The following is a 26,932-nucleotide window of genomic DNA, read 5'->3' as shown; positions in this document are numbered from 1 at the left end:
TTTATCCGCTGGCGCCGATGCAGCAGGGCATTCTGTTCCACAGCCTGTACGACGCGGATGCCAGCTCCTACGTCTATCAGATGCTGCTGGACATCGACGGCCTCGACGTCGCGCGGTTCCAGCAAGCCTGGCAACGGGTGGTCGATCGCCATGAAGTGCTGCGCGCCGGTTTCATCTGGGGCCGCGATGGCCTCGATGCGCCGTTGCAGGTGATCAATCGCCAACTGACCCTGGAAATGCCGGAAGTTGATGTACGCGATGCCGCTGATCTGCCGGCGGTGCTTGAGGCGCGGGCGCAGGCCGACCGCGAACGCGGCTTCGATCTGCAGAATCCACCGTTGTTGCGCCTGTGCCTGCTGCGCACTGCTGACGATCGCCATCGGCTGATTTTCACCTGTCACCACATTCTCATGGATGGCTGGAGCAACTCGCGGATGTTCGGCGAAGTGCTGCAGGATTACGCCGGCCAGCCGGTGCCGAGCGCGCAGGGCCGCTATCGCGATTTTCTGGTCTGGCTGCAGGGCCAGGACAAGGCGGCCGCGCAGGAATTCTGGCGCGGGCAACTGGCCGAACTCGACGAGCCGACCCGACTGGCCTCGGCCTGCCACGGACGCACCGTGCCGGGGCCGGGCAAACAGATGCATCGGCTGCATTTCGATGAAGCGTTGACCCAGCGTCTGAACAGCTTCTCCCGTCAGCAACAGGTGACCCTCAACAGCCTGGTGCAGGCAGCGTGGCTGCTGGTGTTGCAGCGCTACACCGGGCAGGCCACCGTGGCGTTTGGCGCCACGGTATCCGGGCGGCCGGTGGATTTGCCGGGCATCGAAGAACAGCTGGGGCTATTCATCAACACCTTGCCGGTGATCGCCAGCCCGCAGGCCACCCTCAGCGTCGGCGACTGGGTGCGCAGCGTGCAGGACAAGAACCTGCTGTTGCGCGATTACGAACAGACGCCGTTGCAGGACATTCAACGTCTGGCCGCATTGAGTGGCGAAGCGTTGTTCGACACTTTGCTGGTGTTCGAGAACTACCCGGTATCCGAAGCGCTGGAGGGCAATCCGGGCGGGCTGCGTTTTTCCGGTCTGGAGCATCGCGAGCAGACCAACTACGGCCTGACCCTGATCGCTGGCGCCAGCGAAGTGCTCAACCTCGATTTCAACTACCTCACCGAGCACTTCGCCGAGCGCAGCGTGCTTGGTCTGGCGGCGCATTTGCGTGAAGTGCTCGAGCAATTTATCGCAGCGCCGCAGCGTGCACTCGGCGAGATCGGTCTGCTGCCGCTGGCCGAGCGTCAGACGCTGGCGCAGTGGAACGACAATCACGCCGCTTATCCGGCCGAGCGGCTGATCTCGCAGAGCTTTGAAGCAAGGGTCGCAGCACATCCGCAGGCACTGGCGTTGAGTCATGCCGGCGTGGCCCTGAGCTATGGCGAACTGAACCTGCGGGCGAATCAGCTGGCGCGGCATTTGGTGACGCTGGGTGTCACCGCCGAAGTGCGCGTCGGCGTGGCGCTGCCGCGTTCGGCGGAACTGGTGATCGCCCTGATGGCGGTGCTCAAGGCCGGCGGCACCTACGTGCCGCTGGACCCGGACTACCCGGCCGACCGCGTGGCCTACATGCTCGACGACAGCCAGGCGAAAGTTCTGCTGACCCAGCAAGCGTTGCTGGCGCAACTGCCATCCAGCGAAGCACACGTGGTGCTGGTCGAGGCCGGCGGCGAGGCGTTCGCCGCGCAGGCACCTGACAACCTGCCGGCGCGCGCCGATTCGGCCAATCTGGCCTACGTGATCTACACCTCCGGTTCCACCGGCAAACCGAAAGGCGTGGCCATCGCCCATCGCAACGTGCAGGCGCTGATTCATTGGTCCGCCGAGGTCTACAGCGAGGACGATCTGCAAGGCGTGCTGGCCTCGACGTCGGTGTGCTTCGACCTGTCGGTGTGGGAGATTTTCGTCACCCTGGCGCGCGGCGGGTCCATGGTCATGGCGCGCAATGCCCTGGAGCTGGCGGACTTGCCCGAGCGTGATCAGGTGCGCCTGATCAACACCGTGCCATCGGCGATTGCCGCGCTACAACGCATCGGTCAGATCCTGCCGGGCGTGCGCATCATCAATCTGGCCGGCGAGCCGCTCAAGCAGGCGCTGGTCGACACCTTGTACCGCGAGACTTCGGTTGCCCACGTTTACGATCTGTACGGGCCGTCCGAAGACACCACGTATTCGACCTGGACCCGTCGCGAACTCGGCGGCCAGGCCAATATCGGCCGGCCACTGCGCAACACCACCGCGTACCTGCTCGACGGGCAATTGCAGGCAGCACCGCTCGGCATCGCAGCGGAGCTGTATCTGGCCGGTGAGGGCATCACCCGTGGCTATCTGTTGCGCCCGGGCCTGACCGCCGAGCGTTTCGTGCCCAACCCGTTGGCGAGCAACGGCGAGCGTATGTACCGCACAGGCGACCTGACGCGCTGGCTGGATGACGGCCGTATCGAATACGTCGGCCGCATCGACCATCAGGTCAAGGTGCGCGGCTTCCGTATCGAACTGGGGGAAATCGAAGCGCGTCTGCTGGCCCAGGCCAGCGTGCGCGAAGGCGTGGTGCTGGCGGTGGACGGCGTTGGCGGCCAGCAACTGGTCGCTTATGTGGTGCCGGCCGAGGCTGATCAGAGTCTTGCGCAACTGGACGCGCTGAGCACTGCGCTGCAAGCCGCGCTGAAGGCGCATCTGCCGGACTACATGGTGCCGGCGCAGTGGCTGTTCCTTGAACAGTTGCCGCTGACACCCAACGGCAAACTTGATCGCAAGGCTCTGCCGGCACCGGACGCCAGTCAGGCGCAACGCGATTACGTCGCGCCTTCGACGCCGCTGGAGCAGCAATTGGCCGCGGTCTGGCAGGACATTCTGAAGATCGAGCAGGTCGGCGTGACCGACAACTTCTTCGCCCTCGGCGGTGATTCGATCATCTCGATTCAACTGGTCAGCCGCGCGCGGCAGCAGGGCATTTGCTTCACGCCCAAAGACCTGTTCCAGCAGCAGACGGTGCAGAAACTGGCCGCAGTGGTTTCGCTTGAAGACGCGCAATCCGCCAGCGCCAGCGACTACCCGTTGGCGCAACTGGATCAGGCGCAACTCGATGCCTTGCCGGTGCCGGCGGAACTGATCGAAGACGTCTATCCGCTGTCGCCGATGCAGGAAGGCATGCTCTTCCACACGCTGTCGGATAACGGCAGCAGCCTCTATGTGCAACAGGTCAGCCTGCCGATCAAGGGCCTCGACGTGGAGCGTTTCCGCCAGGCCTGGGAATTCATCATTGTCCGTCAGGCGATCCTGCGCACCAGTTTCCATTGGCAGGATGGGCTGGCCAAGCCGCTGCAGGTAGTGCATCGCCAGGCGCCGTTGCAGATGCAGGTGCTCGATTGGCGTGGGCAGGACTGCAGCGAGGCGGCGATTGCCGAATTCGCCAGCGCCGACCGCGCGCTGGGCTTCGACTTGTCCGAGGCGCGTTTGCAACGGGTGACCCTGCTGCAGCTGGGCGACGAGCAGTACCAGATGATCTGGACCAGCCACCACATCCTGATGGACGGCTGGAGCAGTTCGCGGTTGTTCGGCGAGGTCTTGCAGTACTACGCCACGGGCCAGGTGACTGGCGAGAACGGCCGCTATCGCGACTTTATTGCCTGGTTGCAGGCGCAGGATCAGGATGCCCAAGAGCTGTTCTGGAAGGCGCGTCTGGCGGTGGTCAACGAACCGACCGCGCTGAGTCAGGCGATGCACCCGCGCCACAGTGCCGACGTTACCGGTCACGATGCGCTCTATTCAAATTGGGACAAAGCGCAAACCGCGCGCCTGCTGGAGTTCTGCCGCGACCTGCGCATCACCCCCAACACGCTGATTCAGGGCGCGTGGCTGCTGCTGTTGCAACGCTACACCGGCCAGCAGACGGTGACCTTCGGCGCCACCGTATCGGGGCGTCCGGAAAGTCTGCCGAACGTCGGCAACATGCTCGGCCTGTTCATCAACACCTTGCCGATCATTCAGACGCCGCAGGCCGATCAGCGCCTGGCCGACTGGCTGGGCGAAGTGCAGGCCTACAACCTCGACATTCGCGATTACTCCCAGGCACCGCTGGCCGATGTGCAGCGCTGGTCGAACCTCGGTGGTCAGGCGCTGTTCGACAGCATCGTGGTGTTCGAGAACTTCCCGATCGACGAGCGCTTGCAGGAAGAAACCGACACCGCGCTGACCTTCGGCAAATCCATCGGCCACGGCGTGACCAACGTGCCGATGGACCTTGCGGTGATGCTCGGCGATGAATTGTCGATCGAGTACCTCTACCTGCGCAGCCACTTCAGCGCCGAGGCGGTGCAAGGCATTCGCCTGACCCTGGAAAACACCCTCGCGGCGATGATGGCCGCTCCGTATGAGCGGCTGGGTAACTTGCAGCGTCTGTCCGCCGAGCAATGGCAAGCGGCGCAGACCTGGAGCGCCGAGCCTTCCCACCGCCACGCGCCGCAGTTGCTGCCGGAGCTGATCAGTCGTCATGCGCAACAGCAACCGAATGCGATCGCGGTGCAATGCGCCGACGAGAGCCTGACCTACGCCGAACTGGAGCGGCAGGCCAATCGACTCGCGCAGTGCCTGATCGCCCACGGCGCCGGGCCGGAAGTGGTGATCGGCGTGGCGTTGCCGCGCTCGCTGGAAATGCTGGTGAGTTTCCTCGCCGTGCTCAAGAGCGGTGCGGCGTACGTACCGCTGGACATCGATTACCCGCCCGAGCGTCTGGCGTACATGATCGAAGATTCGCGCATGGCCCTGCTGCTGACGCAAACCAGCCTGCGGGCGACGTTACCGGCGCCGCATGGCGTGTTGCGTCTGGAAATCGATCAACTCGATCGCAGTCTTTACAGCGATGCCGCACCGGTCTGCGATGTTCACGAGCAGAGCCTGGCGTATCTGGTTTACACCTCCGGCTCCACCGGACGGCCGAAAGGCGTGGCCGTCACCCAGGGACCGCTGAGCATGCACTGCCAGGCCATCGCTGAGCTGTACGAAATGGACGCGAGCAGTTGCGAGTTGCACTTCATGTCCTTCGCTTTCGACGGCGCTCACGAACGCTGGCTGAGTACGCTGTACAGCGGCGGTCGTCTGGTGATCCGTGACGGATGCCTGTGGACGCCGGAGCAGACCTATCAGGCCCTGCACGATTACGGCGTGACCATCGCCTGCTTCCCACCGGCCTATCTCAAGCAACTGGCCGAGTACGCGGCCGCCAGCGGCATCGCGCCGCCACCGGTACGCATCTACTGCTTCGGTGGCGACGCGGTGCCGGAACAGACTTTCGAACAGGTGAAAGCGGCGTTGCGTCCGCAGTTCTTCACCAACGGCTACGGCCCGACCGAAACCGTGGTCACGCCGATGCTCTGGAAAGTCGCCATCAGCCAGCAGTGCGAAGCGGCATACGCGCCGATCGGCCGCGCGGTCGGTGCGCGTTCGCTGTACGTGCTCGACGACGATCTGAATCCGCTGCCGCCGGGTTTCGCCGGTGAGTTGTACATCGGCGGTTACGGCGTCGCTCGCGGTTACTACGGCCGCCCCGATCTGACCGGCGAGCGCTTCGTGCCCAACCCGTTTGCCCCTGGCGAGCGCCTGTACCGCAGCGGCGATCTGGTGCGTCGTCGCCCGGACGGGGTGGTCGATTACGTCGGGCGCATCGACCATCAGGTCAAGGTCCGTGGCTTCCGCATCGAGCTAGGCGAAGTCGAGGCCAGCCTGCGTCAGTTGCCGGCGGTCAGCGATGCGCTGGTGATTGCCCGCGACAATGCCTCCGGCAAGCAACTGATCGGCTACGTGGTCACCGCCAGCGGTGAAGACATCGGCGATGAACTCAAGGCCGGGCTGCGCGCTTCGCTGCCGGAATACATGGTGCCGGCGCAGATCGTCTGCCTCAGCGCGTTCCCGGTCACGCCCAACGGCAAGCTCGATCGCAAGGCCTTGCCGGAGCCGGAGTTCAAAAGCGACGAATATGTTGCCCCGCGCACCGAGCAGGAACGCCTGCTGGCGGAAATCTGGGCGCAGGTGTTGCAGGTCGAGCAGGTCGGTATCAGCGATAACTTCTTTGAACTGGGCGGCGATTCGATCCTCAGCCTGCAAGTGATCTCGCGGGTAAGAAACCACCCGACCCTGCAGATGGAGCTGAAGCTGCGTGATCTGATGCGCTATCAAACCATCGCCGGCATCGTCGAGCAGCAGGTGGCGAAGGAGGGCGCCGGGCAAGCGCTGCCGGACCTGACTCAGGTTGCCGCAGAGGGCGCGTTCAATTTGCTGCCGATCCAGGAGTGGTTCTTCGCCGAAGGCATGGCCGAGGCGCATCACTACAACCAGTCGTTGCTGCTCAGTGCACGCCAGCCGCTGGATCTCGATGCACTGGAACAGGCGCTGGGCTTGATCGAACAACATCACGATTCGTTGCGCCTGCGTTTTTCCAACGACGGCGGGCGCTGGTTGCAGCGCTATAGCAGCAGCGTGTCCGACGAGGCTGTGCTGTGGCGCCGTGAAGCGCAAAGCAGCGAAGAGGTCGAAGCCTTGGCCAACCTCGCGCAGCGCAGTCTCAAACTCAATGACGGGCCGGTCTGGCGGGTCATGCATGTGGCGTTGCCGGATGGTCAGGCGCGGTTGCTGGTGGTGATTCATCACCTGGTGGTCGACACCGTGTCGTGGCGGATTCTGCTCGACGATCTGAAAGTCGCTTATGAGGCGTGCGTGCAGGGGCTGGCGCCGCAACTGCCGATTCGCACCAGCAGCTATCGTTCGTTTGCCGAGGCGTTGCAGGCGCAGGCGCCGGTGATTGCCGAGCAGGAATTGAGCTATTGGCTGGAGCAACTGGATCAGCCCGGCGTTGATCTGCCGTGCGACAACCCGCGCGGCAAGAACCTCGTGCGGCAACAGGCGCAGGCGCGGCTCAAGCTGTCCCGCGAGCACACCGAACAACTGCTCAAACAGGTCCCGGCGGTGTACGGCACGCAGATCAACGACTTGCTTCTGTCGGGGCTCAGCCGCGCCCTGTGCCGCTGGAGTCAGCAACCGTCGGCGCTGATTCTGCTTGAAGGTCACGGTCGCGAAGACCTCTTCGAATCGATCGACCTGAGCCGCAGCCTCGGCTGGTTCACCAGCATGTTCGCGGTACGTTTGCGCCCGGACAGCGATGACATCGGCCAGTCGATCATCGATGTGCAGGCGCAACTGGCGGGCGTACCGCAGAAAGGCATCGGCTATGGCGTGCTGCGTCATCTGGCCGGGCCGGAAATCTCGGCGCAACTGGCTGCATTGCCGCAGGCACGGGTGACCTTCAACTACCTCGGGCAGTTCGACCAGAGCTTCGATGAACAGGCGTTGCTGGTGCCGGCACTGGAAGAGACCGGCGACAACTACAGCCTCAAGGCGAACCTGGGCAACTGGCTGGAAATTGTCGGCCAGGTCTATGACGGGCAACTGGCCTTGCGCTGCATCTACAGCAGCCAGCGTTACCGCGCCGGCACCATGGATGCGCTGATGAGCGATTACCAGCGCGAGCTTGAAGCGTTGATCGAACATTGCATGGCGCGGGTGGGTTGATCGCCCGGTCTTTTGCGCGGGCGCTGCGCAGGCGCGCCCGTCTTATTGCGGATACAAGGATTTTTATCGATGTCGTTACACCCTGATCTGGAAGCTTTCCTCGACCTCGCTCAAGACAGCCAGGACGCCGGCCTGCCGGCCATGCACCAACTGACCCCGAGCGAGGCCCGCGCCACCTTCGAGCAGACCACCGCGCAACTGCGCTGGCCGGCGCCGCAGGATCTTGAAGTCACCGAGATCGAAACACATGCCCGTGACGGTGCGGCGCTGGCGTTACGTTTGTATCGGCCCAGCGGTGTTGAATCGCCGCTGCCGGTGCTGGTGTATTTCCACGGTGGCGGATTTGTCGTTGGCAGTCTGGATTCCCACGACGGCGTCTGCCGCGAGTTTTGTCAGCGCACGCCGTGTGCGGTGCTCTCGGTCGGTTATCGACTGGCGCCGGAGCATCGCTTTCCGACAGCGCTGGAGGATGGCGAGGACGCTTTGGCCTGGCTGGCCGAACAGGCTGTGAGCCTCGGCCTGGATGGTTCGCGCGTTGCGTTTGGTGGCGACAGCGCGGGCGCCACGTTGGCGACGGTGCTGGCGATTCAGGCAGTGGTGCAGCCGCACACGGTGGCTATCGCGCCCAAGGCGCAGTTGTTGTGTTATCCGGTGACCGATGCTTCGCGGGTGCATGATTCGCGGCTGTTGTTTGGCGAGGGGTACCTGCTCGAGAACGACACGCTGGAGTGGTTTTATCAGCACTATGCGCGAGGGCCGGAGGATTATCTGGATTGGCGTTTTTCGCCGTTGCTGGCGGAGGATTTGCGTGGGGTGGCGCCGGCCATTGTCGTATTGGCCGGGTTTGATCCGTTGCTGGATGAGGGGCAGGCTTATGTCGACAGGCTGCGTGGGCAGGGGGTTGAGGTCGAGGTCGAGGTTTGTGCCGGGTTGACTCATGATTTGTTGCGGTTGGGGGCGGTGGTGCCTGGGGGTCTGGAGGTTTATTCGCGGGTTGGTGGGGCGCTTGCGCGGGTTTTTTGGATGGGGTGAATATCCGTTTTTTTGGTGTTGCTGCTGGCGGTTTCGCCCTTACGGCGACTTACTTTTTACAAGCCGGTGCGTGTCAACGTATCTGTCGCTTCACGGCTGTTTTAGGAGTCTATTACGCCCTTGTTTCAGGGCGCTCTGGATTCAGGTAAACAGCGTTTGCGAGTTTCCAATTACGTACTTCGCCGCTCCAACGGCTGGGGTTAGTTGCTTTGGCTGCCTTGTAAAGATTCTCCCGTGCCTGCAGTAACGCAGGTGCCTTGCCTTCGTGACGCTCATTGGGCGTCACGTATTTCAAGGCGCTATGACGATGCTCGTCGTTGTACCACTCAACGAATTTCTGCACCCAGAGTCGTGCTTCCGTGAGGTTGTCGAAGGGCCGCTCGGGCCACAGCGGGCAATACTTAGCCGTACGAAAAAGCGCTTCGGCATAGGCGTTGTCATTGCTTACTCGGGGTCGGCTGAACGACGGTTCGACGCCCAATGCAATCATGCTTTCTCGAAGAAGCGAGCCTCTCATTACGTGACCGTTGTCCGAGTGCAGTACCAGCGGACGACCCGCCGTACGCTCTCGTAAGCATCCTTTTTCAAGCAGTACGCATGCATGTTCTGCGCGTTCGGATTCGTGTACTTCGTTGGTCACTAATTTGCGGCTATAGATGTCTTTGACCATGTACCAGTAGTAAAAGCGACCTTTAACGGTGGTGGGTAACCACGTGATATCCCAACACCAAACTCGATTTGGGGCATCAGCACAATGTGTGGTCAAAGCTCGGCGCTTCGGAGCTTTGGCTCGGCCTCGACGGCTATTCTGATTTGCCTCTTTCAGCACCCGATAGAATGTTGATTCCGATGCCAGATAGATACCTTCGTCAGCTAACTTCGGGACAATCTGGTGCGGTGTCAGACTCGCGTAGCCAGGTTGATTAGCAGCATCCAAAACAGCCTGACGCTCTGCGACGCTGAGTTTGTTGGACGGTGCTTCGCGCTTGATGATCTGGCGCTTGTCGGCTTCGCAGTGTCGCCAACGCTGAACCGTCCGCAAACACAGCCCGATCTCTTTGCATGCACGAAACCGACGTGCACCACTTGCCACTGCCTCAGCGATCAGGCCCAAAGCCTGCACACGATCAGGGGCGCTGATCAGCCTTCCTTGTCCTTGCCCCAGATCGCATTGGCTTTTTTTCTGAGTTCCAGTAAAGCGACCGCCTCCTTGCAATCAGCATCGGATCGAAGCAGTTGTCGCTCCAGCTCCTTTATCCGTATTTGCTCGGTGGTCGGTTTTTTGTTGGGCTGAGGCTCCATCGCAGTGTTGGCATTCTGGCAAGCTTGGCGCCATTGCTGAATCTGCTCAGGATAAATGCCCTTGATTCGGCAATATTGTGAAAGCTCTACCTCGCTCAACGGCGCGGTTTCCAGAACGGCGTTGAATTTGTCGGCGCTGGACCACTGATTGCTGGTTTTATTATTCCCAGGAACAATCAATCCTTTATCTCTAGCCATTTGCCTCCAGTTTCGCAGTGACTGTGGGGTGACGCCGATTGCAACGGCGAGCTCTGCTACGGAACGGTTTAAGGGCGGCATCATTTGAAGAACAGCCCAGTCTCTGAAGTCATCGTCATAACGCTTCGGCATTGCTAGACACCTTCGCCCCCATGAATGGTTGAGTCAATCAACAGAGGTGACAGGTAGGCTGACACGGGGGAAGCGCCAAAAAAGTAAGCAAAAAACGCTAGCTCCTGCGTTCGGCCCTCGCAGGCTCGGGTTCCTTCGCTGCGGGATCGATCCGGGCGCAGCGGCTCCGGTTTGCTTCGCTGCACCTACACTCGCTGTGTACGACTGCGTCGTACGGTCGCTGCGCTCCCACGCCCGGATCAATCCCTCCACTCAGCCTTCCGACGTCGCCGGTGGATCAAAAGCAAGATCAAAAGCACTCGAGCTAACGCTCATTGTTGAGTGGTGAAAAGCGTGTGGTCTGCTTTGGATCTGTGTTGGATTCGCCCCTCACCCCAGCCCTCTCCCGAGGGAGAGGGAGCCGATTTGCGGGCTTTCCAGAATCTGCATTCGACTCGATATCGCAAGTCGGCGTATTTCGCCTGAACACCTCGGTCAGTCCCCTCTCCCTCGGGGAGAGGGCTAGGGTGAGGGGCTTTTGCTCTGGCTCTTGATCTTTTGCCCCTTCGGCAGGCTTCGTTACGGGATCGATCCGGGGGTGGGAGCGCAGCGACCGTACGACGCAGTCGTACACAGCGAGTGTAGGTGCAGCGAAGCCAACCGGAGCCGCTGCGCCCGGATCGGTCCCGTAACGAAGGTACCCCGAGCCCCAGCGAGCGGGCCGTACGCCGGGGCAAAGCCTTTTTGGTTACTTTTTCGGCGTTTGGAAAAAGTGACCCGCCGTAAGGGCGGAACCCTAAGTAGCCTTCACCGCAGCAACGGATATGCCCCCCAATCCCCAATCCCAAAAACCAAAAAGCCCCGCATCTCACAATGCGGGGCTCTCTCACAGCTCAAATCAAAAAATCAGAAATCAGCCTTCACCGACATCACAAAATTGCGCGGATCCCCATAGAAGTTACCGAACCCCTCGGTACCAATAGTCGCGTAATAACGCTTGTCGAACAGGTTGTTGCCGTTCAACGCCACCGACCAGGTGTCATCAATCCGATAACCAATGCGACCGTTCCAGACCGCATAACCCGCGCCATCGACATTGTCCCCGCCCAGAGGCGAAACCCGGTAGGTGCCCGTCTGCGCATTGACCCCCGCACCAATCGTCACACGGTCCAGCGGTCCGCTCAGGGCGTAATCACCCCAGACGCGCAACAGGTGACGCGGCACGTAGGAGTTGTAGACCGCGCCATCCTGAGTGGCGTCGGCGTCTTCCAGCACTTTGGTCTGGGTGTAGGTATAACCGGCCAACAGTTGCAGGCGGTCGATCACTTCACCGCTGACTTCAGCTTCAAAGCCCTGGGCGCGGACCTTGCCCGAGTTGATCTGGCACGAACTGTCTTCGCACCGCAGGTCATCCTGGGCCGCATCTTTCTGGATGGTGCGGAACAGGTTGAACGTGGTGTTCAGACGACCGTCGTACCACTCACCCTTGATCCCCAGCTCGTAGCTCTGGCCAATCAGCGGCTTGAGCGTGCTGCCGTCGATGGTTTTGTACGAGCCTTGCGGGGTGAAGATGTCGGTGTAGCTGGCGTAGGCGGTCAGGTTGTCGTTGAGGTCGTAGAGCAGGCCGGCGAACGGCGTGACCTGGCCGGTTTCGGTGGATTGGGTGTTGACCTCGGTGCCCTCGCCACGGAAGTACTGCACCGAATCGGTATCGGATTTGTACCAGCTGACTCGGCTGCCGAGCACGAGCGTCATCGGGTCGGCGAGTTTCAGGCGGGCGATCGAGTAGGCGCCGTATTGCTTGATGTGCATGTCCACCGGGCCGCCACGGGAGGCGTTGGCCAGGTAGTAGCTTTCATCCGGCTGCGGGATGTTGTGGTTCGGGTTGAACACGTTCTGGCGCTGTGGCAATGCCGCCACCGCGTAGAAGTCGTCCTTGTGCGAACGGCTGGCGTTGGCACCGACGATCAGTTCGTGCTGCTGGCCGAAGGCGTCGAATTTGCCGTCGACGTAAGCATCGAAACCGTAGTCGCGCTGATCGTAATCATAGGTACTGCCGAGCATCAGCGTGTTGGTGGCGGTCGCGCCCAAGGGCACTGTGCCGCTCGGGAAGGAATATTCCATTTCCTGAGTGTTGCGCGAGTACACGCCGGCGACTTTTAGCGACCAGTCATCGTTGAACTGGTGTTTGACGTCGGCGAAGTAGGTGGCGCGTTTGCTGCGCTGGTTGTTCCACGAGGTGTTCAGGCAGGTGGAGCGTTTCAGGTGCAGGTCGGAGCCGTCGGCGTAGCGCGGCAGGCCGCCCCAGCACGGGGTGGCGTCGACGTCTTCATAGGCCATGCCCAGACCTAGGGTGGTGTCGGGGCTGAGGTCGAAGTCCAGGGCGCCGTAGTAAATCTGGTCGCGGCGTTCAGCCACGTCGTAGAAATACTTACGGGTCTGCTGCGTCACCACGGCGCGGCCACGCACGGTGCCGGCGTCGTTCAGCGGGCCGCCGGTGTCGACCTGGCCGCGGTAGTTGTCCCAGGTGCCGGCCGACAGCGACAGCTGTGTGTGCGGGGTGTCCTGGCCGCGCTTGCGCACGAAGTTGACGCCGCCGGCGGTGCCGCCCGCGCCCTTCATCATGCCGGCCGCGCCGCGGAGGATTTCCACGCGGTCATAGATGGCCATGTCGCTGTTGAAGCTGTCCGCCTGCACGTAGCTGCTGCCGATGTCCAGCGGTACGCCGTCGTACTGGTACTGGCCGGTCATGCGGAAACCGCGCGAGTAGAAATACTTGCCGCCCATTGGCGAGTCGTAGACGGTGATGCCCGGTGTCTTCTCCATCACCTGTTCAATGGTGTTGAGGTTCTGGTCGTCGAGCATCTTGCGGGTCATCACCGTGACCGACTGCGGCGTTTCCTTGAGCGAGTGCACGCCTTTGCCGATGGTCACGCCGCCGGTGGTGTAGGAGTTGCTGCCTTCGGTGGTGGCGCCGAGGCGGTTGGCGTTGACGTTGGTCGGCGCCAGTTCCATCGCGTTGCCGCTGGTGGCCGGGCCGAGCACGGTGACGGTGTTGCCGTCACGCTGATAGCGAATGCCGGTGCCGCTGAGCATCGCCTTCAGTGACTCGTCATCCTGGTAGCGGCCGTTGAGGGCGCTGGAGCGCAGGCCTTGCAGGCTTTCCGGGCTGTAGATGATTTGCAGGCTGGTCTGCTGACCGAGGGTTTGCAGGGCCTGGGCCAGCGGTTGGGCCGGGATATTCAGGGTCCATTCCTGGGCCTGGACATACGGCGCTGCCGCGAGGGTCAGTGCCAGACCCAGGCCGCTACCGGCCAGGCGTGTGCGGGTCGCGCCGTGCATCAGCAGGGCTCGAGTCAGAGGGCGAAGCATGAAACGGGATGCGGACATGAGGTTAAGACCTTGGCAGGTATAGTTGTTAATGGTTCTTATTCATCTCATTAAGACGAGGAAGCCGCGGCAAACCGGAAAAGTTTTTCTCCGGCCCGGTCGCGGCTGCCTCGATCAAGCGGTTTGCAGTTCGCTTCTGACCTTGCCGGCCTCCATGCGCACCAGTTGATCGGCGACGTCGAAGTAACGGTCGTCGTGGGAAATCACAATGATGGTCTTGCCCAGACGCTTGAGGTCGGGCAGCAGCTCGGTATAGAAGATCCGCCGGAAGGTCGGGTCCTGATCCGCCGCCCATTCATCGAACACCAGCACCGGGCGCTCTTCGAGCCAGGCGTTGACCAGTGCCAGGCGTTTGCGCTGACCGGTGGACAGGTCGGTGGTGCTGAACGCGCCGTCGCGCACGCTGACCTTGTGCGCAATCTCCAGACGTTCGAGGTAGCGGGTGGCATCCTGCGGCACTTCACGATCGCCCTGAATCAGATCATCGAACAGGTAGTAGTCGGCGAAGATCGTCGTGAAGTTCTGCCGGTAATCATCGCGATTGACCGCAGTGATCGGCTTGTCGTTAACGCGAATTTCGCCCTCGGTCGGCGCGTACAGGCCCAGCAGCAATTTGATCAGCGTGGTCTTGCCGCAGCCGTTCTCACCGACGATAAACACAATGTCGCCCTGTTCGATGCGCAGGTTCACCGGGCCGAGGCGGAACGGTTCGCTGCCTTCCACGGGCGGGAAGGCGTAGCGCACGTTGCGCAGTTCCAGGCTGTTGACGGCGGCTGGCTTGCTGCCCTGATCCTGCAGCAACAGGTGCGGCTCCGGTGAGGAGAACTGTTCGTTGAGTTCGGCAATGCGACGGAAGGCAATCTGCGCGCGGCTGATGATCGGCAGGGTGCTGATCAGGTGCTCCAGCGGCCCCTTCATGTACAGCAGCACCAGAACGAAACCGCTCATCACCGCTTTGTCGGCACTCGGCCACAGCGATTGCAGGGCCAGGGCCATGCCGATGACCACGAAGAACAGCATCGAGCCAAACGACTTGGCGATGACGAAGGTGTTGATCGATCTGATCTGGGTATCGCAGATTTTCTCGGCGGTTTTCTGAATGCCGGCGACGAACATGCGCTGGCGGCGCGGGCGGTGAATGCGCAGTTCCTTGGCGCCTTCGGCAATTGCGTTGTAGTGCTTCTGCAGTTCGTCTTCGGAATCGCGGGCGGCGTAGAAACCGCGCATGCCTTTGGCCCGGGCGATGGCCTGGATGGTGGTGCCGATGGCGATGGCCACCAGCATCATCAGGAACATCGGCCACGACAGCATGGCCAGATAGCCGAGACAACCAAGGGTCACGGTCATGGAGATCGCCAGGGGCGCGAAGGCGAAGGCGAAGTCGCTGATGGTGTCGACGTCGTGGGTCAGCACCGGAATCAGGCGATGGCTGCGATAGCGTTCGATCTGGTCGATCGGCGCCGACAGGACTTTCTCCCCCAGCTCTTTGCGCAGTTTGGCGATGATGTGCTGGCCGACGTAGTTGGTGCCGATGTCCGACAGGATCGTGGTCAGCAGGGCCAGGGCACAGAGGCCGGCGAAGATCATCACCACGGTGCGGGTCAGGCCGTCATCGGAATGCAGGGCGTTGTTGATGGTCGCCAGCAGCACGGTGACGCTCAGGCCGCCGAGCATGCCGAGCACGATGGACGCCGAGACGATCAGGCGGAAGGGCTTGAGCAGGGCGAACAATTCGTTGATCGCCCCACGCGTAGGCTTGGTCATGGAGGATTCCTGCTTCGATGCGTAGGGAGTGCCGGTACTTAAGGAAAACGAATGGTCGCGGAGTTTCTTTAACCGAGCGCAGACGTGGCTGCGCTCGTCGAGGGCGGGATCAGAGGTCGCGTACTACGCGGAAGCCCAGCCAGTCGCCCTTGCTGGTCGGCCAGCTGCTGTTGCGGTTGCCCGAGCGCGAGAATATCGGCGCCTCGCCCCAGTCATTGCCGCGCATGACCTGGCGTTCGCAGTTTTCCTGGGTCCATGGGCGACCGTCGGCGGGCACGCCGGAGTAGTCCGGGTGGTAGCAGTCGGCGGTCCATTCGTAGACGTTGCCGTGGGCGTCGAACACGCCAAACGCATTGGCCGGGAAGGTGCCGGCCGGCGAGGTGAAGTTGTAGCCATCGGCCGCGCCGTAAGTGTTGGCGTGCCTGGAAATCTGGTAATCCTTGCCCTCATCGAACGGAAAGGGGAAAGGCCCGGTGCTGCCGCCCCGGGCGGCGTATTCGCGGATCGATTCGCTTTGCAGGCGATAGGCGTGGCCGGTCTTTTTCGACAGCCAGTCGATGTAGCCCTGGGCTTCGGCGACGTTCATGCACACGGCCGGGTCGCGTGGCGTCTGTTTGAATTCCGGCTTGCCGGCGGTGCAGCGGCGGCCGGGGCGGTCATCGAAGTCGTAGGGCTTGTTGCCGGTTTCGCGCACATAGGCGTCCCATTCGCCCACCAGCACCTGCGAGCGGCTGATAGCGAATGGTTTGCTGAACGTCACCGTGTGCAGCGGGCCTTCGTCGGGTTGGCGGCCGACCTCATCGTCCGGCGTGCCCATGGTGTAACTGCCGGTCGGCAACACGACCATTTCCGGGCAGTCCTTGCAATCCTTGAACACTTTGCCCGCAGCGGGTGCTGTCGCCGCGTGCGCGGTGCCGGGCAACAGGGCAGCGCAGAGGGCGCTTAGCGCCAGTGCGGGCAGGGCTTTGGAGAGGAGTGACGCGTGAGGCTTTTTCATGGGTCGTCTCTTTGAAAGGAAAACGGCAGTCGAGGGTCAGGCACGCAGCTTGGTGCCGAGGATGTCCATGAAGCGATCCACTTCGGCTTCGCTGTTGAGCAAGCCCGGCGCGGTGCGAATCACCGGCCCGACGTCGCGGCTGACCGCGTCGCAGATCACCCGGTTCTGCATCAGCCAGGCAGCTACTTCATCGCTGTCCTGGCCCTTGATCCGGAAGAAGGTGAAACCGGCGGAGAACTGCGAGGCGAGCGGGGTCACCAACTCGATGTTGCGGTGCTCCTGCAAGCGTTGCTTGAGGTAACTGTTGAGCTGATGAATGCGCGTCTGCACCTCGGCCTTGCCCAGTTGCAGGTGTAACTTGAAGGCTTCGTCCAGTGCCCAGCGATGCTCAAAGGCGTGGTAGCCGCCCGGGGTCATGATGGTCGAGAAGGCTGTGGCCTCGGAGAACGTCGGCACGCTGGGGCTGACGTATTTCAGTTCTTCGGTGCGGCTGCAGACGATGCCGGTGCCGCGCGGGCCGAACATCCACTTGTGCGTGCCGGCGATGAAAAAGTCGCAGTTCATCTGCGGAAAACTCAAGTCGTCGACACCGAAACCGTGCACACCATCGACCACGTAAATCAGCCGATCCTTGTCGTCGCGCTGGCGGTTGTGCTCGTCGACCAGCCGCGAGATGTCGCTGATCGGCAGCTTCACGCCGCTGCCCGAATGCACCCAGGTCATGCCCAGCACACGGGTTTCGGGGCGGATGTTGCGATTGATCGTGTCGAGCACCTGATCCAGAGAAATGCTCTGCGGGGTTTCGAACAGCTTGAGTTTGCGTACGCGCGTGCCGTCACGACGGCTGCGGAAATCGAGAATGTTGCGCGTCGAATAATGTTCGTGAACCGTGGTAAGAATTTCCTGATCCGCGCGCACCTGTACGCTGCCGTAGATCATCGCCAAGCCTTCGGTGGTGCTGCCGGTCAGGGCGATCTGCGCCGGTTTGGCTTGCAGATACTGGCCTGCCCAGTGGCGCACGTTTTCTTCGCGCTTCTCGGTGACGCCCAGATCCCAATCCATCGCCAGACCCGGATTCAGATCCAGCGCCGCGCGATGGCGTTCGATCGCTTCGCGCACCGGTTTGGGGTGCGAGGTGACGAGGAAATTGGCGAAGTGAATCGCCTGAGGATCCTGCTCGAACAACTGACGCAACTGCGCCCATTTGTCTCGCGACGCAGTCGGCACGGCAGCGATGGCCGCCGGAGCACTCAGGCTGGCGCCCAGGGGCAGGGCGGCGGCGAGCAGGCTGGCCTGCTTGAGAAAAGTGCGACGATCGGTCATGGCCGGGCCACCTCCTGGCGTGACGCCAGCGCCGGTTTCGCGGCTTTTTGCACCTGATCCCAAACGCGCATGAAGTTGCCGCCCCAGAGCTTGGCGATGTCCGCTTCGGAGTAGCCGCGCTGCAGCAGTTCGGCGGTGACGTTGCGAATCTCGCCGACGTTTTCCCAGCCCTTGATGCCGCCGCCGTCGTTGAAGTCCGAGGCGATGCCGACGTGGTCGATACCGATCTTGCGCACTGTGTAATCGATGGCGTCGCCGAAGTCCTTTAGGGTGGCTTTCGGTTCTTCTTCGAGGATCGCGTAGAGGCCGCTGGCGTATTGGCCGAGCTTCTGTTCCGACCAGGCGGTGATGATCGGATCGCCCGGCATCAGTGCCATGGCCAGATTGGGCAGTGGCGGCAGATCGAAGCGCGCACGCAACGCATTGAGTTTGTCCTGCGTGCCCTGGGTCAGCGGTTTCAGGTACTGCGAGAAGGCGACGACTTGCACCACGCCGCCGCTGTTTTTGATCAGTTGCAGTTCTTTGTCGCTGAGGTTGCGCGGGATATCCACCGCCGCCCGTGGCGCCGAGTGCGAGGCCACCAGCGGTGTACGGCTCAGTTCGGCGACTTGCTCGAGGGCCTTGGTCGACATCTGCGAAACGTCGATGATCACGCCCAGATCGTTCAAGCGCTGCACCGCTTGTTTGCCGATGTCCGACAGACCATCGAGGGCGTCAGGCGAATCATTGAAAAACGGCAGCGGCCGCGACGAGTCGGCCCAGCTGTTGTTGCCGATGTAACTGAAACCGAACATGCGCATGCCGCGCCCGGCCCACAGGTCGAGCTTTCTCAGATCATTGCCCAGCGGGTAGGCGTTGAGCATGCTGATGAAAATCGCAAACTTGCCTTCGCCGTGCAGGCGGCGGAAGTCATCCGGCGTGTAGGCGATGCCGGCCTGATTGGGGAAGTCGCGGACGATCCCGGAAATGATCTTGTAGCGCACTTCCTGCTGGTTGCGCGCCTCTTCGACAAAGCCCTCGGTGGGACGGTGCGGGGCGTTCGGGCCGTTCCACATTTCCGGCCAGCCGAACACCGTCAGCGCCGCGCCGGACAGGCGTCCGCGATTGGCCTTGATGAGGTCGAACTGGCCCGAGCCATCCTTGTCAGCTTCGTGGTCGTGGCTGCCGAAACTCAGCGGCACGGTGATGTGGCTGTCGAACGACAGCAGGCGATCCTGCAACTCCGTCGCCTGTTTCATCACCTTCACCGGATAGCCGGGGTTGTTCCAGTAATCCCAGGCCAGAAATCCTGCGCCGGCACTGATCGCCAGGGCCAGCGGCAGGCCGATGAATAGAGCCTTTTTCCAACGCGGTTTTGTCATTGCCATCTCATTCAGGTTCGCCGTCGAGGTACAGGCGCAGGGGCCTTTGCTATCTGGGAAGAACGAGTGGCTGAACGGCTAATTTAGGTGTGCGTTACAAATGCCCGGCGGCGGCGCAGGGATGTTTTGCCGGCGGCGTAAATTTCCCCGCCGAGCAAACGTTCTAGCTTGGATAAAGCCTGCTTCATGGCTGACACAGGTAGGGCAATGACGATCTCTCGACGCTGGTTCATGGCGGGCATGGCACTCACGGGCGCCGCGCTGCCTGCCGCTTTTTATGCACATCGTGAACTGACTCGCGAGGAGTTTCCGATCACCCCGGGCGAGGCCACGGTCGATCTGGCGGACACCGCCGGGCAACAGCTGGCGGACAATTTGCGTGGGGTCTGGGACATTCGCTTTACCGGTGCGGCGGCCGGGCTTGATGGTTTGCCGGCGCAAGGCCTGGAGCTGTTTCTCGACATCGCTCATCGTGGGCGCGGCCTGCGCGGTTATCTCGACACCGGAGCGAATCTGCGTGCCGAAGGGCCTGTGCGTTATCAAGTGGTTGGCGATCTGGCACCGGGCAACGGCGCCGAGATGTATTGGCGCCTGCTGCGCACCGATGCGCCACTTGCACCGCCGGTGTATGAATTAAAAGTCAAACTGGATGAGGTCTGGGCGGCGTTCGGCAATGCCGGCAGCGCCACGTTCACCGGGCAAGTGCTGCGTCTGGACCGGCCGTTGGCGTTGCCCGAGCTGGACAATCAATTCATCGCTATCAAGCGGCGTTTTCCCGAGGCCCGTGAACGCACCGGGCTTAATCCGCAACTGTTGGCTTGGCTGGTGGCTCCCGAGCATCGGTTGTTCCACCAGCTCTGGCACGCCACCCGCGACAAGTGGCACAAGCTCTCGGAGAAAAAACGCGAAGCGCTACGCGGCATCGGCTGGCAGCCCGGGCCGCGTGACAAGGAGCGCGACGCCCGTGGGCCAAGCAAGGATCGCAATGGCTCGGGCGTGGATTTTTCTTTATGCACCGGCACATGCTTGGCATCGCCCGCTCGATGCAGGATTTGCCTTCCTGGCCGGCGTTCCCGCAGCCGCAGCCTGAGCTGGAGCGGGACCGACAGGGATTCGCCCGCTATTTCGACAATCATGACGGCAATTCGCTGCCGCCGACCTGGCTGGCCGAGGGCGATGACGAGTACACCAAGTGGGTCAGCGACATCAAAGCGGCGGAGACTTTCCAGAGCAATTTCCTGGTCTGGGAATCGCAGTACCGTGACCCGCGTTATTTGTCGAAATTGACCCTTGGCCAGTTCGGTTCGGAAGTCGAACTGGGCCTGCACGACTGGCTGCACATGCGCTGGGCTTCGGTGGCGCGTGACCCATCCAACGACATTCCAGTGCCGATGGCGCGCGATCAGGCGGACTTCGCTGCGCGCTGGTATGCGCCGGAAAACGACTTTCTCGGTGATCCGTTTTCCTCCCATGTGAATCCGGTGTTCTGGCGTTTCCACGGCTGGATTGATGACCGCCTGGAAGACTGGTTCCGCGCCCATGAACGTTTTCACCCGGGCGAAGTGAGCCGTCTGGAAGTCAACGGCGTGCCGTGGTTTGCGCCGGGACGCTGGGTGGAAGTCGCCGACCCCTGGCTCGGCCCCGACACCCACGGCTGCAGCACCGTGCCCGGCCTGCAAGTCGGACACTCAGTGGAGATGGACCCGGAGACCATGAAGCTGGCGCTGCGTATCACTTTTGGCGACGAAGACAACATGACCGGGCTGTTCCGCAAAGTGCCACAGCGCCCTTGGTATGCGCGACACCTGAAGGTCAAGGGCCGACAGCTCTAGATTGGTTCAAACACACACACTCTCTGAATTGGTCGCAATCCCTTGTAGGAGCGAGCCTGCTCGCGGAGGCTTTTTTGGGGGCGGTGGGGGGCATTTTGAGTGAGTACATATCCATCGCTGCGGTAACGACTACCTAAGGTTTCGCCCTTACGGCGACTCACTTTTTTACAAACGCCTAAAAAAGTAAGCAAAAAAACGCTTGCTCCTGCGTTCGGCCCTCGCAGGCTCGGGTTCCTTCGCTGCGGGATCGATCCGGGCGCAGCGGCTACGGTTTGCTTCGCTGCACCTCCTTCCGCTGTGTCTGGCTGCGCCAGACGGTCGCTGCGCTCCCACCCCCGGATCAATCCCTCCGCTCAGCCTTCCGACGTCGCCGGTAGATCAAGATCAAAAGCACTCGAGCTAACGCTCATTGTTGAGTGGGGCGGCTTCGCCGCGGGCAGCTGCGCTGCTTTGCTTTTCTGTGGGAGCGAGCCTGCTCGCGATAGCTATCTCAAAGATACGAATGAACAGCAGATTTACCCTGATCCCTGTGGGAGCGAGCCTGCTCGCGAAGACGTCAGTCCAGCCGACGCATCTCCGTCAGATCACCTCCCAGCCACCCCCCAGCGCTTTGTACAAGGCGATGCTCGCCTGCAAGCGCGACAGGCGCAGTTGTACGTTCAGGTCTTGCGCGGCATACAGCGTGCGCTGGGTTTGCAGGACGGTGAGCAGGTCTTCGGCGCCGGCCTGGTAGCGACTCTGGGCGATGTCGAAGGCGGTTTGTGCCTGGTTCAGTTCTTCGCTTTGCCATTGCCGCTGTTCGTCGAGGCCACGAATGCTGTTGAGGGCTTTTTCGACGTCGGCGAAGCCGTTGATGATTGCCCCGCGATAGGTCTCCAGCAGTTCGTCCTGTCGGGCCTTGGCCTTGTCGCGTTCGGCGCTGAGGCGGCCGTTGTTGAAGATCGGCGCGGTCAGCCCCGAGGACAGGTTGTAGAACGTCGTGCGCAGCAAATCGGCGGCAAGGTCGGCGCCGCTGCCGAGGCTGGCGGTCAGGGTGATTTTCGGCAGCATCGCGGCGCGGGCGACGGTGACATCAGCCTGCGCCGCCGCCAGTCTGGCCTCGGCGCTGGCAATGTCCGGACGCCGACTGAGCAAGTCGCTCGGCACGCCACTGGCGATGTCCGGCCAGTGCAATTGGGCGAAGGATTGCTCGGGCAACGGTAACGCTTGCACCGGTTGGCCGAGCAGGGCGGCGAGGCTGATCAGTGCTTCGCGGGCCTGTTGTTGCACCAGCGGCAGGCGACGCTGTTGTTCAGCCACCAGGCTTTTCTGCTGGGCCAGTTCCAGCGCGGTGGCGCTGCCGGCGTCGAAACGGGTCTGCACCAGATGCAGCACGTTCTGTGCATTGGCCAGATTGAGTTCGGCGATGCGCGCCTGCTCACGCAGGGCCAGGGCCTGGGTGTAACTGTTGGCGACGCCGCTGAGCAAGGTCAGCTCGACGGTGGCGCGGTCGAACTCGCTGGCCTGCACAGCGAACGCGGCACTGTCGCGCGCGGCACGCTTGCCGCCCCAGAAATCGATTTCGTAACTGGCGCTGAGCTCGGCGTCGTAATAATCCAGCGAGCGATTCTCGGGACTGACATCCAATTGGCTGTAGCCCTTGCCGTGGATCAGTTTCTGCCGATTGGCATTCAGCCCGGCCTTGAGTTCGGGCAGCAGCGGGGCGCCGGCGATGGTTGCGCTGGCCTCGGCCTGTCTGACCCGTGCCACGGCGGCGGCGAGGTCGTAGCTGCCCAGCCGCGCCTGTTCCACCAGCCGCTCCAGTTCGGGGCTGCCGAATTGCGTCCACCATTGTCGATTGCTCTGCAGCGCGCCGTGGCTGTCGGCGGACTGCCACGCGCTCGGTGGTTGCACGCCGCTGTCCAGGCGCGGCGCCGGGCTGCTGCAGGCTGCCAGCAACAGGCTGGCGGCGAGGAACGTCAGTCGCACTTTCATAGGTCGATCATTCACTGGTAAGGGCCGTGACCGGGTCGAGCCGGGCAGCTTTGCGGGCCGGCATAAAGCCGAAGATGACGCCGGTGACCAGCGCACAGGCAAACGCACCGATCACTGCCAGCGCTTGAAAGGCAATCGCCACGCCGCTGAGCAACAACACGCCGCCGACCAGCAGCGCCAGGCCGATTCCGGCGATTCCGCCGACCACCGAGAGCATCAAGGCTTCAGTGAGAAACTGACGGAGGATGTCGCGCTGACGGGCGCCGGTGGCCATGCGAATACCGATCTCGCGGGTACGTTCGCGTACGGTCATGAGCATGATGTTCATCACGCCGATACCGCCGACCAGCAGGGAAATCGCCGCAATCGCCCCCAGCATCAGTGACAGCGTGCCTTGCGTGCGCGCTTCGGCCTGGATCATCGCGGCATTGTTGGTCAGCTCGAAATCCTTCTTGCCGTGGTGCCGACGCAACATCGCCTGTTCGATGGCCTGTTCGGCGTCCTTGACCTTGCGCGCGTCCTTCGCGGCAATCACCACGTATTGCGGATTGCGGCTGCCGAACAGGCGCGTGCTCGCCGCCGAATACGGCACGGCGATGCGGTTGTCGCTATCGGAGTCGCCGGAGCTGGCGCCTTTTTCAGCGAGCACGCCGAGGATCTGGAACGGCACGTTCTCGATGAGGATGTATTGACCGATGGGGTCGGCGACATCCTTGAGCAATTTGTCGCGGACCTTGGTGCCGATCACCGCGACGGCGGCGGCGCTGTCCTCGTCGGCCTGGGTGAAGTAACTGCCCTGGATCACCGGCCAGTTGAAAATCTGCGGAAAGTTGGTGTCATTGCCACCGACGTAACTGCTGTGGTCGGCATTGCCAAAGCGCACCCCGGCGGTCGAGCCGTTGACCGGCATGATCCGTTCCACCTGGGGCAGGGTGGACAGTTCGGCGACGTCGTCGAGGGTGATGATGCCCTCCGGTGTACGCGGGTTCGGCGCCGAACCGCTGAGGTAAATGATGTTGGAGCCGAACGCACCCATTTGCGCCATGACCTGCCGCTTGCTGCCTTCGCCGACGGCGAGCATGACCACCACCGAGGCCACGCCAATGACGATGCCCAGCAGGGTCAGCGCCGTGCGAAAGCGGTTGATCCACATCACCCGCCACGCCGCTTGTACAGCGTCGAGCAGTTCACCTTTCCAGGCGCCGGTCTGGTTGCTGCCGTTGCTCAGGCGCTGGCGCAGGTCGACCGCTTGCAACGCCCCGGGATTGGCCGCAGGCGGCGCGCACGCGTGCTCGGCGCTGTCGCTGATGATCAGGCCGTCACGGATTTCGATGATGCGTTTGGCCCGTTGCGCCACTTCGCGGTCGTGGGTGATGAGGATCACCACATGACCCTGATCGGCGAGTTCGTCGAGCAGGGTCATCACTTCAGCGCCGCTGTGGCTGTCGAGGGCGCCAGTCGGCTCGTCGGCGAGGATGATGTGGCCGCCGTTCATCAGCGCACGGGCGATCGACACCCGCTGTTGCTGGCCGCCGGAAAGCTGATGCGGACGATTGCCAGTGCGAGTGCCGAGGCCGAGACGTTCCAGCAGTGCGTGAGCTCGGGCATGCCGCTCGGCGGCCGGGGTGCCGGCATAGATCGCTGGCATCTCGACGTTTTCCTGGGCCGAGCCGGACGGGATCAGGTGATAGCCCTGAAAGACAAACCCGAAGGCTTCGCGGCGCAGCCAGGCCAGTTCATCGCTGTCCAGCTGCGCGACATTTTCCCCGGCGAACAGATACTCGCCGCTGGTGGGACGGTCGAGGCAACCGAGGATATTCATCAGCGTCGATTTGCCCGAACCGGAGGCGCCGACGATGGCAACGAACTCGCCGGCGTGGATCGACAGATCGATCCCGCGCAGCACTTCCACCAGCGGGCTGTCATCACCGCCATAGGCTTTGCGGATCTGCCGCAGGTCGATCAGGGGCGTGTGCATTCAGCCTCCATGGCCAGCGGCCGGCGCGCTGAGAACATGCTCGCCCTCATCCAGACCTTCGAGCACCTGGGTGCGCAGGCGATCGCTGATGCCGGTGCGTACTTCGCGCGCCTGAATATCACCGTTCGCAGCGACGATCTGCGCTCGCTGCCACTGCGGACGCGAGCCCGGTTGCAGGGCGGCAGTCGGCACGGTCAGAGTGTCTTGCGCCTGTTCGGCGACGAAGAACACCTGGGCGGTCATGTCGGTCATCAGGCTGTGATCGGCGTTGTCGACGTCGAGCAGCACGGTATAAAGAACCACGCGTTCGCTGCCGCTGCGACCACTGGTAGGGCTGCCGCCCTGATTCTGTTCAAGCGGACGTGGTGGCACCGGCAGGATCTGCCGCACCGTGCTGCTCCAGCGCCGAGTGCCACCGCTGAGGGTGGTGAAGTAAGCGGTCATGCCCGGTTTGACGTGGCCAATGTCGGCCTCCGAAACTTCGGCCCATACCGTCATCGGCGACAGTCGGGCGATGCGCAGGATCAGCGGGGTCTGTTGCTGCGCGTTGAGGGTCTGGCCTTCGCGCGCACCGACTGCGACCACGGTGCCGCTCATCGGCGCGTAGATGCGCGTGTAACCGAGCTCCGCTTCGTCGCTGCGCAGGCTGGCCTGGGCCTGGCGGATCTGCGCCTGGAACATGTCGATGCGCGCCTGGGTTGCGCGAACCTCGGCGCGGGCGGTCTGCACGTCTTCCTCGCGGGTGGCGCCACCGGCGGCGAGTTTCTGCTGGCGCTGGTATTTCTGCTGCGCCAGATCGTGCTGGGCGCGTTGCTCCTGCAGCTGCGCCTTGAGGTTTTCGATGGAAAAGCGCCCGGCATCCAGCTTGGCTTTCTGTGTCGACGGGTCGATTTCCACCAGCAACTGGCCTTCCTTGACCGTATCGCCAGCCTCGACGTGAATCTTCTGAATCTGCCCCGAAGCCTGTGCGCCGACATCCACGTAGCGGCGCGGCTGCAAGGTGCCGAGCGCCGTCACGCTGTTTTCGATATCGCCCCGGCTGACCTGCACAGTGGCAACGGCGTCGCGACCGGGTGGCAAAACCTGCCAGGCAGCAACGGCGATCACGGGAATCAGACAGAGGGCGGCAAACAGCGAGCGACGGGCGGGGCGGGGACGATTCATGCAGGGTTCCGGCCAGTGGTTGCGGCCCGTCGCAAGGCACGACAGACACAGGGGCTGTCCTGTAAACGAGGCATGGGCGACGGAATTTAGCCGCAGACACATCGAGTTACCGCACGCCGGGCGACGACTATTTGTCCGGGATATGGAATCAACTCTTTAAATCTATATGAGAATTACTATAAATTACGCACCTCAAGTTGCCACTATCTTGCTACTGCGTGATCCGCAGGTCTGATCAGTGCGCTCAAGGACAGAAACGGCATCGATGCGGTCGGGAGTCATGTTGGAAAACTACTATCGTGAGCTGGTGTGTTTCCTCAACGCCAGACTGGGCAACCGTCAGGTCGCCGAGGATGTGGTGCATGACGCCTACGTACGCGTGCTGGAGCGCTCCAGCGAGGTGCCGATCGAACAACCACGGGCCTTCCTTTATCGCACCGCGTTGAACCTGGTTATTGACGATCACCGCCGCAACGCGCTGCGGCAGGTCGAATCGCTGGACGTGCTCGATAACGAAGAGCGCTATTTCACTCCCTCGCCTCACGGCACCCTTGATCACGGACAGCGCCTGGAAATGCTCCAGCGCGCACTGGCCGAGTTGCCGCCGCTGTGCCGCGACAGTTTTCTGCTGCGCAAGATCGAAGGAATGTCCCATCCGGAAATCGCCCAGACCCTCGGCATCTCCCGGGCGCTGGTGGAAAAACACATCGTCAACGCCATGAAACATTGCCGCTTGCGCATCCAGCAATGGGATGGCCAGTGAGCCGCGCCGGTTAAATTTCCTTTCATCGTCCTCGTTCCTACTCAACAGACGACCTGCTGACCTGATTCAGGCCGGTCAGGCCACCCAGGCTTTATTTCCCCGCGTTGAGGGGTTCATCCAGAGGACACTGGAA

Annotated in this window: 12 protein-coding genes and 1 pseudogene; 4 read left to right on the top strand and 9 right to left on the bottom strand. The window is 62.3% G+C overall.

Annotation, left to right across the window (positions count from 1 at the left end; translation table 11 throughout):
* Positions 1–17 precede the first annotated feature (17 nt).
* Both ACZZ0K_RS14445 and ACZZ0K_RS14440 read left to right on the top strand, forming a co-directional pair.
* A complete protein-coding gene (locus tag ACZZ0K_RS14445) occupies positions 18–7,610 on the top strand; it encodes an amino acid adenylation domain-containing protein (protein ID WP_463559774.1) in 7,593 nt (2,530 codons plus the stop codon).
* 69 nt (positions 7,611–7,679) lie between these two features.
* Positions 7,680–8,642, top strand: coding sequence for an alpha/beta hydrolase (locus tag ACZZ0K_RS14440; protein WP_258707868.1), 963 nt, complete (start codon positions 7,680–7,682; stop codon positions 8,640–8,642).
* A 112-nt stretch (positions 8,643–8,754) separates the two neighbouring features.
* Here ACZZ0K_RS14440 and ACZZ0K_RS14435 read toward each other — a convergent pair.
* From ACZZ0K_RS14435 to pvdM, 6 genes are all read right to left on the bottom strand, one after another.
* A protein-coding gene (locus ACZZ0K_RS14435; protein WP_374046330.1) for an IS3 family transposase occupies positions 8,755–10,274 on the bottom strand; the annotation gives its coding sequence in 2 pieces (ribosomal slippage) (positions 8,755–9,809 and positions 9,809–10,274; 1,521 coding nt in all).
* Positions 10,275–11,159: 885 nt separating this feature from the next.
* Positions 11,160–13,643: a TonB-dependent siderophore receptor gene (locus ACZZ0K_RS14430; RefSeq protein WP_258707869.1), complete on the bottom strand. Its 2,484-nt coding sequence runs from the start codon at positions 13,641–13,643 to the stop codon at positions 11,160–11,162.
* 114 nt (positions 13,644–13,757) lie between these two features.
* Positions 13,758–15,407 (bottom strand): cyclic peptide export ABC transporter, encoded by a 1,650-nt coding sequence (locus tag ACZZ0K_RS14425; RefSeq protein ID WP_258707870.1) that lies wholly within the window; start codon positions 15,405–15,407, stop codon positions 13,758–13,760.
* 109 nt (positions 15,408–15,516) lie between these two features.
* Positions 15,517–16,404, bottom strand: coding sequence for a dihydropyoverdine dehydrogenase (gene pvdO, locus ACZZ0K_RS14420; RefSeq protein ID WP_258707871.1), 888 nt, complete (start codon positions 16,402–16,404; stop codon positions 15,517–15,519).
* Between the two features lie 36 nt (positions 16,405–16,440).
* The gene (gene pvdN / locus ACZZ0K_RS14415) at positions 16,441–17,727 is read right to left on the bottom strand and encodes a pyoverdine-tailoring periplasmic protein PvdN (RefSeq protein ID WP_258707872.1); all 1,287 of its coding nucleotides are present in this window, start codon (positions 17,725–17,727) and stop codon (positions 16,441–16,443) included.
* Entirely contained in the window at positions 17,724–19,088 is a 1,365-nt protein-coding gene (gene pvdM, locus ACZZ0K_RS14410; protein WP_041478506.1) for a pyoverdine-tailoring dipeptidase-like protein PvdM, read from the bottom strand. The genes pvdN and pvdM overlap by 4 nt, the downstream gene beginning before the upstream one ends.
* Before the next feature lie 207 nt (positions 19,089–19,295).
* Here pvdM and pvdP point away from each other — a divergent pair.
* A pseudogene (gene pvdP / locus ACZZ0K_RS14405) lies at positions 19,296–20,920 on the top strand (pyoverdine maturation tyrosinase PvdP).
* Positions 20,921–21,499: 579 nt separating this feature from the next.
* Here the strand turns inward: pvdP and ACZZ0K_RS14400 are convergent.
* Genes ACZZ0K_RS14400 through ACZZ0K_RS14390 form a run of 3 tightly spaced genes read right to left on the bottom strand, consistent with a single transcriptional unit; the run spans position 21,500 to position 26,036 of the window.
* Complete coding sequence (locus ACZZ0K_RS14400) at positions 21,500–22,894, bottom strand: efflux transporter outer membrane subunit (RefSeq protein ID WP_258707874.1); 1,395 nt, start codon at positions 22,892–22,894, stop codon at positions 21,500–21,502.
* Between the two features lie 7 nt (positions 22,895–22,901).
* Positions 22,902–24,872 carry a MacB family efflux pump subunit gene (locus ACZZ0K_RS14395; protein WP_258707875.1) on the bottom strand — a complete coding sequence of 657 codons (1,971 nt, stop codon included), beginning with the start codon at positions 24,870–24,872 and terminating at the stop codon, positions 22,902–22,904.
* Positions 24,873–26,036, bottom strand: coding sequence for an efflux RND transporter periplasmic adaptor subunit (locus ACZZ0K_RS14390; RefSeq protein WP_258707876.1), 1,164 nt, complete (start codon positions 26,034–26,036; stop codon positions 24,873–24,875). It abuts the gene before it with no gap.
* 280 nt (positions 26,037–26,316) lie between these two features.
* Here ACZZ0K_RS14390 and ACZZ0K_RS14385 point away from each other — a divergent pair, with 280 nt between their 5' ends.
* Complete coding sequence (locus ACZZ0K_RS14385; protein ID WP_016773904.1) at positions 26,317–26,799, top strand: sigma-70 family RNA polymerase sigma factor; 483 nt, start codon at positions 26,317–26,319, stop codon at positions 26,797–26,799.
* Positions 26,800–26,932: the final 133 nt, after the last annotated feature.

The sequence above is a fragment of the Pseudomonas sp. AC255 genome (assembly GCF_979258175.1).
The sequence above is the reverse complement of the archived record's forward strand: the minus strand, read 5'-3'. Positions and strand labels throughout refer to the sequence as shown.